The sequence below is a fragment of the Amycolatopsis methanolica 239 genome, assembly GCF_000739085.1.
Lineage (GTDB): Bacteria > Actinomycetota > Actinomycetes > Mycobacteriales > Pseudonocardiaceae > Amycolatopsis_E > Amycolatopsis_E methanolica.
Window position 1 is genome coordinate 2,287,833 of record NZ_CP009110.1, and the last position, 13,115, is coordinate 2,300,947.

A 13,115-nucleotide genomic window follows, 5' to 3' on the forward strand; every position below is an offset into this window, starting at 1 on the left:
GAGATCCGTTGACCGACCACGACACGCGGGCGTCCGCGCCCGCCTCGACGGACCTGCGCTCGCGGCGCAAAGTGCTCATGTCCGCGATGCTCGGCAACGTCGTCGAGTACTACGACTTCGGCCTCTACGGCACTCTGGCCGTGATCATCTCCCGGCAGTTCTTCCCGGAGGGCAACGCGACCGCCGCGCTGCTGTCGACCTACGCGGGCGTGGTGCTGTCCTACGCGCTGCGGCCGCTGGCGGCGATCGTGCTGGGACCGCTGGCCGACCTCAAGGGCCGCCGGTTCGTGCTGCTGCTGACGATCGCGGTGATGAGCGTCGGCACCGCCGGCATCGGGCTGCTGCCGACCTACGCGGCGATCGGGATCGCGGCGCCGATGATCCTGTTGTTCTGCCGGGTCCTGCAGGGCATCGGGGCCAGCGTGGAGTACACCACGGCCGCCAACTTCATCTTCGAGCACGAGCGCGGCAACCGGCGCAACTACCTCGCCGGGCTGTCCGTGGCGTCCACTTCGGTCGGTCCGCTGCTCGCCACCCTGGTGTCCTACCTGGTGATCTCCGTGATGCCGGCGCAGGCGTTCAACGACTGGGGCTGGCGCATCCCGTTCCTGCTGTCGATCCCGATGGCGCTGGTCGGCATCTACATCCGCCGTCACGTCGAGGAAACCCCGCAGTTCAAGGAAATGGCCGAACTGGCCGAGCGCAGCAAGGTCAAGCAGACCCCGTTCCGCACCGCCGTGCGCGAGCACTGGGGCGCGATGCTGCGCGCGATCGGCCTCGGCGCCGGGCAGCGCGTCGGCTCGTTCGTCATCCAGGCCTACTTCGTCACCGCGATGGTCAAGGCGGGGTTCGCCGAGAACAACGCGCTGCTCGCCTCCCTGCTGACCTACGCGATCGGTCCGATCCCAGCGATCTGGGGTGGCAAGCTCGCCGACAAGCACGGCGCGCGGATCCCGCTCGTGGTCGGCTACGGCCTGTTCGTCGTGCTGACCGTGCCGACGTTCCTCGCCATCGGGTCCGGCTCGCTGTGGCTGGCGGTCGTCGCGGTGGTCGCGTTCACCTTCATCAACAACTTCGTCGGTGCGCCGCTGACCACGGCCTACGTGATGAGCTTCCCGGCCGAGGTGCGCGCCAGCGCGTCGGCGCTGAACTACAACATCGGCACCACCGCGCTGGGCTCGACCGCGGGCCTCATCGCGGTGTGGCTGTTCGACCTCACCGGCACCAACGCCGCGTTCGGCTGGTACATGACGGCGATCTGCGCCGTTTCGATCCTGGTCGCCCTGTTCGCGATGCCCGCCGCGGTCGACGAGCAGCGCCGCAAGTCGCTGGCGGAGTCCTGATGGACGCCCGCACCGCGGACGAGCTGGCCCGCTCGGCCGCCTACGGCCCGAAGGAGCCGGTCGAGGCCGAGCGCGGCATGGTGGTCACCTCGCACCCGCTCGCGGTGCGGGCCGGGCTCGACGTGCTCCGCGACGGCGGCACGGCCGCCGACGCGGCGCTCGCGGCAGCGGCGGCCCAGCTGGTGGTCGAACCACACATGACGGCGCTGACCGGCGGACTGGAGATGCTGCACTGGGACGGCGCGAGCGGCGAGGCGAGCTACCTCAACGGCAACGTCGCCGCCCCGCTCGCGCCGCTGCCCGGGTTCACCGGGGCCGACCTGACCACCGGCCGGGGCGTCCCCGTCCCCGGCTGGTGGCCGGCCTTCCGCGCCGCGCACGAACGGTTCGGCAGGCTGTCCCGCGACCGGTTGCTGCGGGACGCGATCCAGGTCGCGCGGGACGGGTTCGCGGTCAACCCCTACCTGTTCGGCGAGATGTACGCGCACCGGGCCGAACTCGGGTGCCACGAGCAGGCCCGGGAGGCGTTCCTGCCGGGCGGCACCCTGGTCGCGCCGGGCGGCACCCTGCGGCAGGACCGGGTGGCGCGCACGCTGGAACGGCTGCGGGACGAGGACCTGGACTACTACCTGGGCGACTTCGCGCGGGCGTTCGCCGCCGAGTGCGCCCGCGTCGGCGGGGTCATCACGACCGAGGACTTCGCCGCGTACGAGGCGCAGTGGTCCGAGCCGCTGCGTGGCACCTACCGGGACGTGGAGGTCGTGGCCTCCGCGCCACCGGACGACGGCGGGTGCCAGCTCATCGAGGCGCTCAACATGCTGGAGCTGGTGGACCTGCCGGGCCCGGCGCACGATTGCGTGGACACGCTGGACCTGCTGGTCGCCGTGCACAACGAGGTGTACTACGCGCCACCGCGCACGGCCGCCGCCGACCTGGAAACGCTGCTGTCCAAGGACTTCGCGGCCCGGCGGATGGACCGGCTCGGCGCGCTGCCGCGCGCCGTGCCGACGCCGGTGCCCGGCACGATCCACATCACCGTGGTGGACGAGCGGCGCGACATCGCCTCGGTCACGCACTCCCACATGGCCTCGCCGTGGGTGAACGGGCTGTTCGCGGAGGGGTTCCAGCTCTCCGGTGGCGGGTCGTTCTTCCAGCGCTGCGTGCCGTGGCCGGGGGAGCGGGCCACCGTCTACCTGGCGCCCAACCTGGTGCTGCGTGACGGCGTGCCGGTCATCGCGTCCGGGTCGCCGTCGGTGTCGCTGGTGGCGTGCGTGCTGCAGAACCTGGTGAACCTTGTGGACTTCGGGATGTCCATCGAGGAGTCGGTGGCGGCGCCGCGCTTCGGGGTGCGGCCGCACGAACCGGCCGCCGGGTGGTTGCCGGGCGTCACGCTGGAGCACGGGTTCGCTCCGGGCGTGGACCGCGAGTTCCGCCGGCGCTGCGCCGAACGCGGGTTGTGGCTGCATGATCTCGGGCCGTGGCATTCGCTGACCGGCAACTTCGAGGGCATCACGTTGCACGGCGGGTTGCTGCGGTCCTGTGCGGACCCCCGCCGCAACGGCGGAGCGGAAGGGTACTGACCGGTTCGCAAACGCTCTTGGTCTACGTGGCGCAACGTTGTGATCGCGACGCAGCAACTTCGCCTCGTACCGGGACGTACCGGGTTGCCCGATCACCCGTCCGGGTATCGCTGGCCGGTCCCCATCGGAGCACGACCGGCGGCGCGGCCCGTCCTGCAGGCAGAAAGAGTTGCCATGATCGTTCTTGGCGTCATCCTGCTCATCGTCGGTCTGCTGACCGGCATCAACATCATCTGCACGATCGGGATCGTGCTCCTGGTCGTGGGTGCGGCACTGGCGATCCTCGGTGGCACCGGCCGGAAGGTCGGCGGCAGGGCACACTGGTACTGATCCGGACCACACGTCGAGTGCCGGCTCTCTTCGGAGGGCCGGCACTGTCCGGTCAGGCGAGCAGGTGGTCCAGTCCCGCGGCGGCGAGCGCCACCCTGGACGCGTGGCTGGCCGGTCCGACCTGGACCGGGATCCGCGCTGCCGCCTCGGCCAGCTCGGCGGCGCCGGACACCGACAGGAAGTCAACAGCGGACAGGTCGACCTGGATGAGCCGGGGCGAGAGCCGCCCGGCCGCGGCGAGCGCCTCGGCCAGCGACGGGACGGTCAGCAGGTCCACCTCCCCGGCGACGTGCACGCGCACGACCTCGTCGTCCACCACCGCCGTCCGGATGTCCACCTCAGCCCGGTCCGCCACGCCATCACCTCCGCGGACAGTCTGAACAGGGTTCAACCTCCGGGGAGGTGTCTCGGCGCGGATTCACCGGATGGGGTGACGGCGAAGTGGTTTCAGGGCCGTCGTCCGACACCGATCAGAGCGCCTGCGTCGAGCGTGTCGAGCCCGGCCTCGCGCAGCCCGTCGAAGAAGCGGGCGCGGACCCGGTCGAGCGCGTCGGCGGACAGGCCGCCGACGAAGCCGCGCATCGACGAGCCGAGGTAGAACGTCCAGGCGTCCTCCAGGTGCAGCGGCTGCACGTAGGCGACCTCCCGCACCTCGACGTCCCGCAGGCCGATCCACGACAGCCAGTCCGCGAGCTTGCCCGCCGTGTCGACGCGGGCGCTGTGGTTGGGCCGCGGCGGCGCGTCCTCCAGTTCCGGGCGGTCGGGCAGCGCGGCGGCGCGTCCGATCGGGACGATGCGGGACATGCCGTCGCCCCGCCAGGTGCTCACCGCGAACCGGCCGCCGGGCTTCAGCAGCCCGGCGAGGCGTCGGCTGCCCGCGTCCATGTCCGGGAAGAAGAACACCCCGAACGAGCTCTGCACGACGTCGTAGCCGTCGTGCGGCCAGGTGAGGACGTCGGCGGCCGCGAAGCGCAGGTTGCCCAGCCCGAGTGCGGCCGCCTCCCGGCGCCCCTCGTCGAGCAGTCCCTCGGCCACGTCGATCGCGTCGACCGCGCCGTCCGGCCCCACCGCGCGGGCGGCCGGGATGGCGGAGGCGCCGGTGCCGCAGCAGGCGTCGAGGACGCGCTCGCGCGGCCGCGGCCGCGCCACCGAGGTGAGGATCTCGCCGAGCGGCCGCCACAGGCGGCCCGACCAGGCGGCGAACTCCGATCTGGCCGCGGTGAACACCCCGGCCGCCGTCTCCGGATTCATGGCTGCTCCATCCTGGTCGTCAGTGCCACGCGTCGAGCAGATTGTCCCGGCTGAGGACGGTTTTCGGGAAATCATCTCCCGCACGGTGACCGGCAGCAGCGCCGGCACCGCGTCGTGCTGCACCACCAGAGCCACGGACCGGCGGGGCGCTCGACGCCGCCCGCGGTGACCTCGTGCAGCACGACGTGGCACTGACAGCGGGGGCGGTCACCGGTCGGTGGCCGCCCACCTTGCGCCATCGCTGTTACCAAAAGGCGCCAAACGCCGCGATCCGGCTACGCGAGCCCGGTCGCGGCCCGCCACTAAGCACGTTCCAGCACCAGCTCCGCGGTCACCGCATCGGGCGGGATCGTCGTCACCACCGGGCGCCCCGCCGCGCTCGTCAGCGTGTACTGCCCGGCATGCACCCGCTCGAACCGGTAGGTTCCGTCCGCGTCCGTCACCGCCGTGGCCACCGCGCGGCCGGACGCGTCCCGCAGCTCCAGCGCCAGTCCGGCGACCGGGCGGCCGCCTGCGGTCACCGTGCCGGTCAGGGTGCTGTGCGTGTCCAGCTCCAGGTCGACCTCGTGCTCCCGCCCGCCGCCCAGCGGCACCACCGTGGCCACCGGATCGGCGCCCGGCGCGGCCGCCACCAGCGTGATCTCACCGGCGTCGATACCGGTGATCCGGTAGCCACCGTCCGGATCGGACACCGTGCTGGCGATGACCTCCCCGCCCGCCCCGACGGCCGTCACCGCCGCCGTCGCGATCGGCCGCCCGCTGTGCCGGTCCCGCACCACGCCGCGCACGCTGGTCGCGGGTTCGAGCGTCACGTCCAACGGCACGGCCCCGGCCTCGAGCGTGACGACCGTCGCCTGCGGCTGGAACCCCGCGCGCGACACGATCAGCACGTAGTTGCCGGGCGCGAGCCCGCCGAGCCGGAACGACCCGTCCGCGCCGGTGCGAGCGCGGGACACCTGCGCGCCGACCCGGTCGGTCAACGTCAGGGTCACGTCCGGCAGCGCGCGCCGCCCGCTGCGCACCCGTCCGCTGAGCGTCACCTCTGCCGTCGTGGTCATGCCCGCTCCTCTCGCACTACCAAGTCGATGTCGTGCCGCTGCGTGACCCCGGCGCCGACCGAAACCGTCTCGTGCACAGCCGGGTGCTCCACCGCCACCAGCGTCAGCGGCTCCGCGGGCAGCGCCGCCAGCGCGAACCCGCCGTCCGAACCGGCCGCCGTGCTCGCCGCGACGCTCCCGTCGGCGCGGTGCGCGGTCACCGTGACCACCGCCGCGCCACGCGCGCCACGCACAGTGCCCGACACGCTCCGCCCGGCCGCGGCCCGCCGCCGCGCGGGCAGGAACGCGGCGACGAACAATGCCACCAGCGCCGCGCCCGCGCCGATCGCCAGCACCACCCGGAACCCGTCCTGCGACGGCACGGTGACCGGGCCCAGCGAGACGGTCATCTGCGCCAGCACCACACCCGCCACCGCGCTGGAGGTGGACGTGCCGATCGAGCGCATCAGCGTGTTCAGGCTGTTCGCCGACGCGGTTTCCGACACCGGCACCGCGGACATGATCAGCGAGGGCATGGCGCCGTAGGACAGGCCGATCCCGGCGCCGATGACGCACGAGGCGATCAGCAGCTGCCAGACCTCGCCCATCAACACGATGTTGAGCCCGTACCCGATCGAGTGCTGGACCCGCCGTTGTCCGACCCGCGCCCGTACTGCCCGCGCTCCCCGAAGCCCGGCGGCTGGCCGTAGCCGCGGGGCATCCGGTCGAACTGCCCGTAGCCGGGGCGCCCGCCGTCATTGGAACCCGCGGTCGCCCGTCCGATCGCGAAGCCACCCACGCCCCCGACGGCGAGCACAGCCGCGGCAATCCCGGCCACGACGCCGATCCCCAGCCGCCGCCCCGGCTTGGCGGGCCGCGGGGGAGCGCCGGACGGCACGCCGGGAACGGCGGCCGCCCCGGCGGGAAGCGCCGCTGCGGCCGCGTTCCCGGCTGGGGTGGCGTGGGGTGCCTGCGTCGGCGCGGCCCCGCCAGCGGGTGCGGCAGGAGCCGCCGCAGCATCGCCGGCCGCAGCCGCGTGCGGCGTCTGCGCGTGCGTGGTCACGTCGTCGGCCGATGGCCTGGCCGCCGGTTCGTCGCGGGGCTTCTCGTCGTCGTGCACGGGGCGTCCTCCTGTCCGGGCTCACATCGTGACCGGCCGGCCTGAGAGCACCCGCAGAACAACCTGTGCGCCGGCTATGGGCAGCCGCGCGGTCGGGTTGCACCGCTCGATCCGGTTGCCGCCGGGCTCGTAGACGTACAGGAAGAACGTCTGCTGGATCGCGTGCTTGTGCGGCCCCGTCTCGATGAACACGCCCTTGTCCAGCGCGATGTCCGCGGCCCGCAGGATGTCCTCCCGCGTATCCGTCGCGAACGCGATGTGGTGCAGCCGCCCGGACGAGCGCGTCCAGTCATTGGTGTAGACCAAATCGTAGGACTTCTGCGCGAAGTGCGTCCACTGCCCGGAGATCACGCCGTTGTCCAGCCGGATCTGCTCGGTCACCCGCCCGCCGAGCGCGTCGCAGATGAAGCCGCCGTTCGCCGCCGCGTCCTGGGCCAGGTAGTTGACGTGGCGAGCCGCCGCACGCACACCCCGCGCGCCGGGTACGCCTGGGCCTGGTTCTTCAGCGACGGCGGCAGGTGCTTGGGCGGGTCGTACTTCTGGGTCTCCCAGTAGATCTCCATCTCGTGCCCGTCCGGGTCCCGGAACACGTACGTCGGCCCGATCCCGGTGTCGCCGTCCTCCCAGCCGATGCCCAGCCCGCGCGCCTCGATCGCCGCGACGCGCCGCTTCAGCGCGTCCTCGCTCGACGCGCGCAGCGCGGTCCGCCCCATGCCCGAGGTCTTCGCGGCGGTCAGCTTGACGCTGTGGTGCTCGTGGTCGTCCCACGTGCGCAGGTAGACGGAATCGCCCCGCGAGCCGTTCTCGGTCAGGCCGAGGACGTCGACGAAGAACTCCAGGCTCTTCTCCGGTTCCGGGGTGAGCAGCTCGACGTGACCGAGGTGCGCGATCTCGTGCCGGGGCGAGGGTTCGAGGTGGGGCATCGGCGCCTTCCGGATGGTCAGGGACGGGGGAAAACGGTGCCGTCGAACAACTTCCGCGCGGTGCGGATGACGGTGGAGCGCGCCACACGGGGCCCGGGGGCCAGTTCGACCCCGACCTCCAGCGTGCCGCTCGGGTGCTCGACGCCGACCGGCGAACCGGGCGGCGGCGCGGCGAACAGCTCGTGACCGGCCGCGCCCTCCAGCATCAGCGCGGTCACCACGCTCACCGCGCCCAGCACACCGATCGACGGGTGCGGGCGCAGCGGGATGAACGTCCGGGTGCTGATGGCGCCGCCGTCCCGCGGCGCGGCCACCAGCGTGGTCTTCGGCACCGACGCGCCGCTGACGTCGCCGAGCCCCATCAGCTTCCCGGCTTCCAGCCGCAGGTCCTGGATCCGGCCGGCCAGGCCGGTCAGCTCCTCCGCCGGCTCGTAGCCGGTGATCCCGAAGTCGGCGGCGCGCGCCACGACGACGGGCATCCCGTTGTCCACGCAGGTCACCGGGATGCCGCCGATCTCGTCGACGACGTTCCCGGTGGGCAGCAGGCTGCCGCACACCGATCCCTCGGTGCCGGTGAACTCCAGCTCGACCGGCGCGGCGGTGCCGGGCACGCCGGAGATCGCCGTCGTGCCGTGGTAGTCGACCCGGCCGCCGGGGGTGGCGAACGTGGCCACCGCGATCGAGTCGGTGTTGACCATCCGCACGCGCACGGTGGTGCGCTCGCCACGGGCGGGCACCAGGCCGCGCTCGACGGCGAACTGGCCGACGCCGGCGAGCAGGTTGCCGCAAGTCTGCCGGTCCGAAACCGTCGCATCCTCGATGCCGACCTGCAGGAACAGGTAGTCGACGTCCCGGTCGCCCTCGGCGGGGGAGACGATCGCGACCTTGCTGGTGACCGGCTGCGCGCCGCCGAGCCCGTCGAGCTGCCGCGGGTCGGGCGTGCCCATGATCCGCAGCAGCAGGTCGTCGCGCTCGGCGGGGTTCGCGGGCAGGTCCGAGGCCACGAAGTACGCGCCCTTGGACGTGCCGCCCCGCATCAGCATGCACCGCACGCTCATTCGCGCTCCAGCTTCGTGTACTCCTCGGCCGTCAGGTACCGGACGCCGAGGTCGGCGAGCTTCTCGCGCAGCCCGTAGCGGTCCAGGCCCAGCTCGCCGGCGCGGAACGCCTGCCGCGTGGCCTCTTCCTTGTCCGCGCGGGCCCGCGACGCGCGCAGCCCCTCGCCGACGAGTTCACGTGGCACGCACAGCACGCCGTCGTCGTCGGCCAGGATCGCGTCGCCAGGGCGGATGGCCTGCCCGCCGATCACGACCGGCATGTTGACCGAGCCCGCGGTCGCCTTGACGGTGCCCTGCGCGCTCACCGCGGCCGACCACACCGGGAACCCCATCGCGCGCAGGTCCGCGACGTCCCGCACCCCGGTGTTGATCACGAGCCCGCGCACCCCGCGGTGCTGCAGGGCGGTGGCGAACAGCTCGCCGAACAGCCCGTCCCGCGAGGGCGACGTGGTCGTGACGACCAGGACGTCGCCGGGGCGGCACTGCTCGACGGCGGCGTGGATCATCAGGTTGTCGCCCGGCCAGCACAGGGCCGTCACGGCGGTGCCGCCGATGCGGGCGCCGTCCTGGATCGGCCGCAGGTCCGGGCCGAGCAGGCCGGTGCGGCCCAGCGCCTCGTGCACGGTCGCGACGCCGAACTCCGCGAGTGCGGCGACGTCGTCGCCGTCGGCGCGGGGCGGGTCGGTGACGATCACCTTGTTCACGCGGGGACCTCCTCGGCGCCGGTGGCCGGCTGTGGCATGGCTTCCTCTCCTCGCTTCGGGTCGTGCTCAAGTCAGCATGCTTTTTGCGGCCAAAATTGTCAACAATCTTGTGTGCATGATCGTGCGCCGCGTGGCAAGTTCAACGTGGTGCACGTGGCTGGGCGGCGTCCCAGTGGCCGTGGCGAGCCGGGCCGGCGGCCCCGGGGCACTCGGGTTGAACCACCGGGGACCTGGTCGGCGTCGCTGCCCGGGCAATGACGAGACCTGGCCCCACTGTCCTCCGGCTCGCGCCGGCGCGGTAGGGCCGGGGGGCGAGCGGTGCCCGGCCGGCCGGCCCCGGTCTCGCCGGAAGCGTGATACCACCCGTACCGGTGACCGACGCGGACCTGCTGCTCACGGCGGGCAGTCGCTTCCGGGCGTTTCAGGCCGCCGTCCGCACGAACGGAGTGCGCGGAACGCCCGGTCGTCACGGTGCGATGGCCGGTGGCGGCGCCGCGAGGGTAGCCGGCACTCGTCGATCTTCAGCCGAACGGGGAACAGCCGTTTGCGGGGCCGGGTGGCGCGATCGAGACTCGGGGACATGGTCAACAGCGGTGGCAATGACATCCTGGCCGAGCGCGAGATCAACTTCTCGGCGGCTCTGCGTGGTTACGACCGCCGGGAGGTCGACGCCTACATCCGCCGGCTGCGCGCGCGGGCCGGGCACCTGGCGAGCGAGCTGGAGGAGAAGGAGCGGCGCCTGTCCGAACTGGGCGGTGACACGTTGGTCCCGCTGCAGGTGGTGGGCTCCGGCAACATCGGCGCCCGGGTCGAGCGGATCATCGCCCAGGCCGAGCTGGAAGCGCGGGAGATCCGCGAACAGGCCGAAAAGGACGCCGCGGAGATCCGCAAGGCGTACGAGGACCAGGCCGACGAGGCCCGCCGTCAGCGTGAAGACCTGGCGAAGCAGGCGAACGAGGAGGCGCTGGCGATGATCCACCGGGCCGAGCAGGAGGTCGAATGCCTGCGCGGCACCCGGAAGACGCTGCTCGCGCAGCTGGTGCGGATCGGCGAGATCATCGATTCGGCGGCCGAGCAGGCCGCACGCACCCCGGAGCTCCAACCGCCCGCGATGCCGTTGCTGTCGACCGGAGCGGACGACGAAGCGTCGACCACGGTGTCCGATGAGGACGCTCCCGTCGCGGGGATCGTGGAAGCTGAGCCTGTCGAGGCACCGGAGTCCGATGTGGACGAGACCCCCGCGGACGAGATCCCGGACGCGCCGGAGCCCCGTAAGCCGGCCGAAACGGGCAAGATCAGCCCCGCGATCCTCGCGGCGAAGGCCCGCCGCCAGGCGAAGCAGGAAAAAGCCGCCGCCGCGGCAGCCGAGAACTGACGAACGCCCCAGCAAGAGGGGTGCGCCGCGACGCGCCGCACCCCTCTTCCTGTAACGGCGCGGAGGTCACGCCCCACGCACCCGCGCCTCGCCGAGGATGAGCGGGTCGAGGGCCGGATGTGCTTCGTCGGCCAGTTCCCACCATGCGACTGCCTGCTCCTCGTCACCGCGTGCCATGGCGATGTTGCCGAGACCGGTGTAGGCGCGCGCGGCCTCGTGGGGACTTCCGCAGGCCTCCGCCCGCGCGACCGCTTCCTGGTAGGCGGCACCGGCGCGCGTGTGGTCGGCGAGGTGGAAGTACGCCCACCCCAGGCAGTTCAGGGTCATCGCGGCGTCGAAGCCGAGGTCGAGCCGGTCGAACACGTCGAGCGTGGCGGCGGCGAGCTCGGCCGCTTCGGCGGCCCGCCCCAGCGCGGTCAGGACCAGCGCCATGCCGCGGCGGGTGATAGCGGCATTGCGTGAGTTGCCCACCCGTTCGTAGAACTTCAGGGCCTCGCGCAGGTCCGCGAGTGCTCCCCGGTGATCTCCCAGGTAGTGCCTGGCCCACGCCTGGTGGGCGAGCACGGTGCTCTCCCCGTGTTCGTCGCCGATCTCGCGGTAGAGCGCCAGCGCCTCCCGGTAGCACTCCGACGCGCCCCGGATGTCACCGCGGTCGATCAGGCCGACCCCGAGGTTCGCGGTGGTGGCAGCCTGGGCCCATTGGTCACCGGCCGCCTCCGCGGCGGCGCGGGCGGCGCGGTGCGTGTCGCACCAGGTGTCCCAGGCCTTGATCCGGAAGAAGTAGTTTCGCAGGAAGTACGCGAGCTGCCAGCACCGCGCGTGGTGACCGTCTTCCCCGGCCGCGCGGCACAGCGTGGCGAGGGCGCGCCATTCGAGCCGAAACCAGTCCAGCGCCTGTTGTTCCGTCGCCGGATCCGCGGGCGCGGGTGCGTCACCGGCCATCTCGACGGTGGGCCGGAACCGCAGCGGCGCGATGAGGCGATCGGCGAGTTGCGCGGTCCGGACCGCGAAGTCGAGCAAGCGCCGCTGAGCCTGTGCCACGTCCGGCCGGTCGAGAGTGGCGAGGATGTGCTCTCGGGCGAAGGACTTCACCAGGTCGTGGAACGCGTAGCGGCCCGCGGACGGCTGGCTGAGGAGGTGGGCGTCGTAGAGGCGATCGAGCAGCCGGTCGGTCTCGTGGTCCTCGTGGCCGCCGAGCGCGCTCGCCGATCCGAGGTCGAATTCGAGTCCGGGGTGCAGGGCCAGCAGGCCGAGCAGCCGGGCTTCGTCGGCGGGAAGGTGCTGTGCCGACAGTTCGAACACCGCGCGCACACTGCGTTCGCCGTCGTCGAGCTCGCGCAGGCGGGCGTTCGCGTCGGCGAGCCTGCGATCCAGTTCCCGCACGTCCCACGCCGGACGCGTACGCAGCCGCGCGGCGGCGATGCGCACGGCCAGCGGCAGATGTCCGCAGCGGCTCACGATCCGCGTCACCGCGTCACCGGGCCCGCAGCGGGCGAGCGAGGAGAAGAGCTCTGCCGCGGCGGCGGGGGACAACACGTCCAGCGGAACCTGCGCCGCCTCGTCCAGCGGGGCGAGCCGGGACCGGCTGGTGATCAGCACCCGGCATTTCGGCTCGGCCGGCAGCAGGGGCCTGACCTGAGCAGAGCTCACCGCGTTGTCCAGGACGAGGAGGACACTGCGGCCCCGCAGCCCGGCGCGGTACAGGGTGGCGCGGTCGTCCGGGGCGGCCGGGATCGTTTCGGGCGGCACACCGAGGGCCCGGAGCAGGCGGTCGTGCACCTCGGGGGGCTCCGCCGCCCTTCCGCCGGGCCCGCGGAGGTCGACGAACAGGCAGCCGTCGGCGAACGAGGCCTCGAACCGGTGCGCGCACCGCACCGCGAGTTCCGTCTTGCCGACACCGGCCAGGCCCGAGATCACGCACACGCCGCCGTCGGCCTCCAGCGCCTCGCGCACCCTGGAAAGTTCCTCGTCCCGGCCGACGAAGGTGCTCACCGCAGGCGGCAGGCCCGAGGGACGAGGCTCGGGCCGGGTGCGGCGCCGAGGGGCCGCCGCACCGGGCAGCAGCGGGGTCAGCGCTCCCGGCGCGCCGAGTTCGGCCTCGCACAGCGCGGCGAGCGAGGGATTCGGGGCGGTCCGGCCGGTTTCGACCTTGCTGAGGTAGCCCTTGCTGTAATGCACGCGGTCCGCGAGTTCGGTCAGCGAGATTCCCGCCGCTCGGCGGAGCCTGCGCAATTCGGCGCCGAATGTCGCTCGCTCGGTCATCAGGCTCCACCCTTGTCGGACGATCAGTATGGCCCGGCGGAGGCGCCGCGCACAGCGTCCGCCCGGGTGGCCGGCCGGGTCCGCGGACCCGGCCGGCAGCTGCGCGCACAGCCGGTCTTCACGCCACATCGG

At 72.8% G+C, this 13,115-nt stretch carries 14 protein-coding genes; 4 read left to right on the top strand and 10 right to left on the bottom strand.

All coding sequences use genetic code 11. The features are described from left to right. Positions 1 to 8 precede the first annotated feature (8 nt). The 3 genes from AMETH_RS10960 (at position 9) to AMETH_RS38670 (ending at position 3,253) form a co-directional block, all read left to right on the top strand. Positions 9 to 1,343 (top strand): MFS transporter, encoded by a 1,335-nt coding sequence (locus tag AMETH_RS10960; RefSeq protein WP_017981504.1) that lies wholly within the window; start codon positions 9 to 11, stop codon positions 1,341 to 1,343. Beyond that, the gene (locus AMETH_RS10965; protein ID WP_017981505.1) at positions 1,343 to 2,923 is read left to right on the top strand and encodes a gamma-glutamyltransferase; all 1,581 of its coding nucleotides are present in this window, start codon (positions 1,343 to 1,345) and stop codon (positions 2,921 to 2,923) included. The genes AMETH_RS10960 and AMETH_RS10965 overlap by 1 nt, the downstream gene beginning before the upstream one ends. 174 nt (positions 2,924 to 3,097) lie before the next feature. Further along, on the top strand, positions 3,098 to 3,253 hold the full coding sequence (locus tag AMETH_RS38670) for a DUF6131 family protein (protein ID WP_017981506.1): 156 nt from the start codon (positions 3,098 to 3,100) through the stop codon (positions 3,251 to 3,253). Positions 3,254 to 3,305: 52 nt separating this feature from the next. Here the strand turns inward: AMETH_RS38670 and AMETH_RS10970 are convergent, their stop codons facing one another. From AMETH_RS10970 to AMETH_RS11005, 9 genes are all read right to left on the bottom strand, one after another. Then, the gene (locus AMETH_RS10970) at positions 3,306 to 3,608 is read right to left on the bottom strand and encodes an STAS domain-containing protein (protein WP_017981507.1); all 303 of its coding nucleotides are present in this window, start codon (positions 3,606 to 3,608) and stop codon (positions 3,306 to 3,308) included. Positions 3,609 to 3,700: 92 nt separating this feature from the next. After that, positions 3,701 to 4,504: a class I SAM-dependent methyltransferase gene (locus tag AMETH_RS10975; protein WP_017981508.1), complete on the bottom strand. Its 804-nt coding sequence runs from the start codon at positions 4,502 to 4,504 to the stop codon at positions 3,701 to 3,703. A 302-nt stretch (positions 4,505 to 4,806) separates the two neighbouring features. Then, the gene (locus AMETH_RS10980; protein ID WP_017981509.1) at positions 4,807 to 5,562 is read right to left on the bottom strand and encodes an MSCRAMM family protein; all 756 of its coding nucleotides are present in this window, start codon (positions 5,560 to 5,562) and stop codon (positions 4,807 to 4,809) included. After that, entirely contained in the window at positions 5,559 to 6,149 is a 591-nt protein-coding gene (locus tag AMETH_RS39110; RefSeq protein ID WP_017981510.1) for an MFS transporter, read from the bottom strand. Before AMETH_RS39110 ends, AMETH_RS10980 begins: the two co-directional genes overlap by 4 nt. Continuing rightward, positions 6,149 to 6,661 carry a hypothetical protein gene (locus AMETH_RS37895; protein WP_017981511.1) on the bottom strand — a complete coding sequence of 171 codons (513 nt, stop codon included), beginning with the start codon at positions 6,659 to 6,661 and terminating at the stop codon, positions 6,149 to 6,151. Before AMETH_RS37895 ends, AMETH_RS39110 begins: the two co-directional genes overlap by 1 nt. A gap of 21 nt (positions 6,662 to 6,682) precedes the next feature. Next, a complete protein-coding gene (locus AMETH_RS39890; RefSeq protein ID WP_223843110.1) occupies positions 6,683 to 7,129 on the bottom strand; it encodes a VOC family protein in 447 nt (148 codons plus the stop codon). Beyond that, positions 7,039 to 7,584 carry a VOC family protein gene (locus AMETH_RS39895; RefSeq protein ID WP_223843111.1) on the bottom strand — a complete coding sequence of 182 codons (546 nt, stop codon included), beginning with the start codon at positions 7,582 to 7,584 and terminating at the stop codon, positions 7,039 to 7,041. The genes AMETH_RS39890 and AMETH_RS39895 overlap by 91 nt, the downstream gene beginning before the upstream one ends. 17 nt (positions 7,585 to 7,601) lie before the next feature. After that, positions 7,602 to 8,642 carry a 4-oxalomesaconate tautomerase gene (locus AMETH_RS11000; protein ID WP_017981512.1) on the bottom strand — a complete coding sequence of 347 codons (1,041 nt, stop codon included), beginning with the start codon at positions 8,640 to 8,642 and terminating at the stop codon, positions 7,602 to 7,604. Next, a complete protein-coding gene (locus tag AMETH_RS11005; RefSeq protein WP_017981513.1) occupies positions 8,639 to 9,346 on the bottom strand; it encodes a 4-carboxy-4-hydroxy-2-oxoadipate aldolase/oxaloacetate decarboxylase in 708 nt (235 codons plus the stop codon). The genes AMETH_RS11000 and AMETH_RS11005 overlap by 4 nt, the downstream gene beginning before the upstream one ends. Positions 9,347 to 9,926: 580 nt before the next feature. On the opposite strand from AMETH_RS11005, the gene AMETH_RS11010 reads away from it, so the two are divergent. Continuing rightward, on the top strand, positions 9,927 to 10,721 hold the full coding sequence (locus AMETH_RS11010; RefSeq protein ID WP_017981514.1) for a DivIVA domain-containing protein: 795 nt from the start codon (positions 9,927 to 9,929) through the stop codon (positions 10,719 to 10,721). Between the two features lie 66 nt (positions 10,722 to 10,787). Here AMETH_RS11010 and AMETH_RS11015 read toward each other — a convergent pair whose 3' ends face one another. Further along, positions 10,788 to 12,983 (bottom strand): ATP-binding protein, encoded by a 2,196-nt coding sequence (locus AMETH_RS11015; protein WP_017981515.1) that lies wholly within the window; start codon positions 12,981 to 12,983, stop codon positions 10,788 to 10,790. Positions 12,984 to 13,115: the final 132 nt, after the last annotated feature.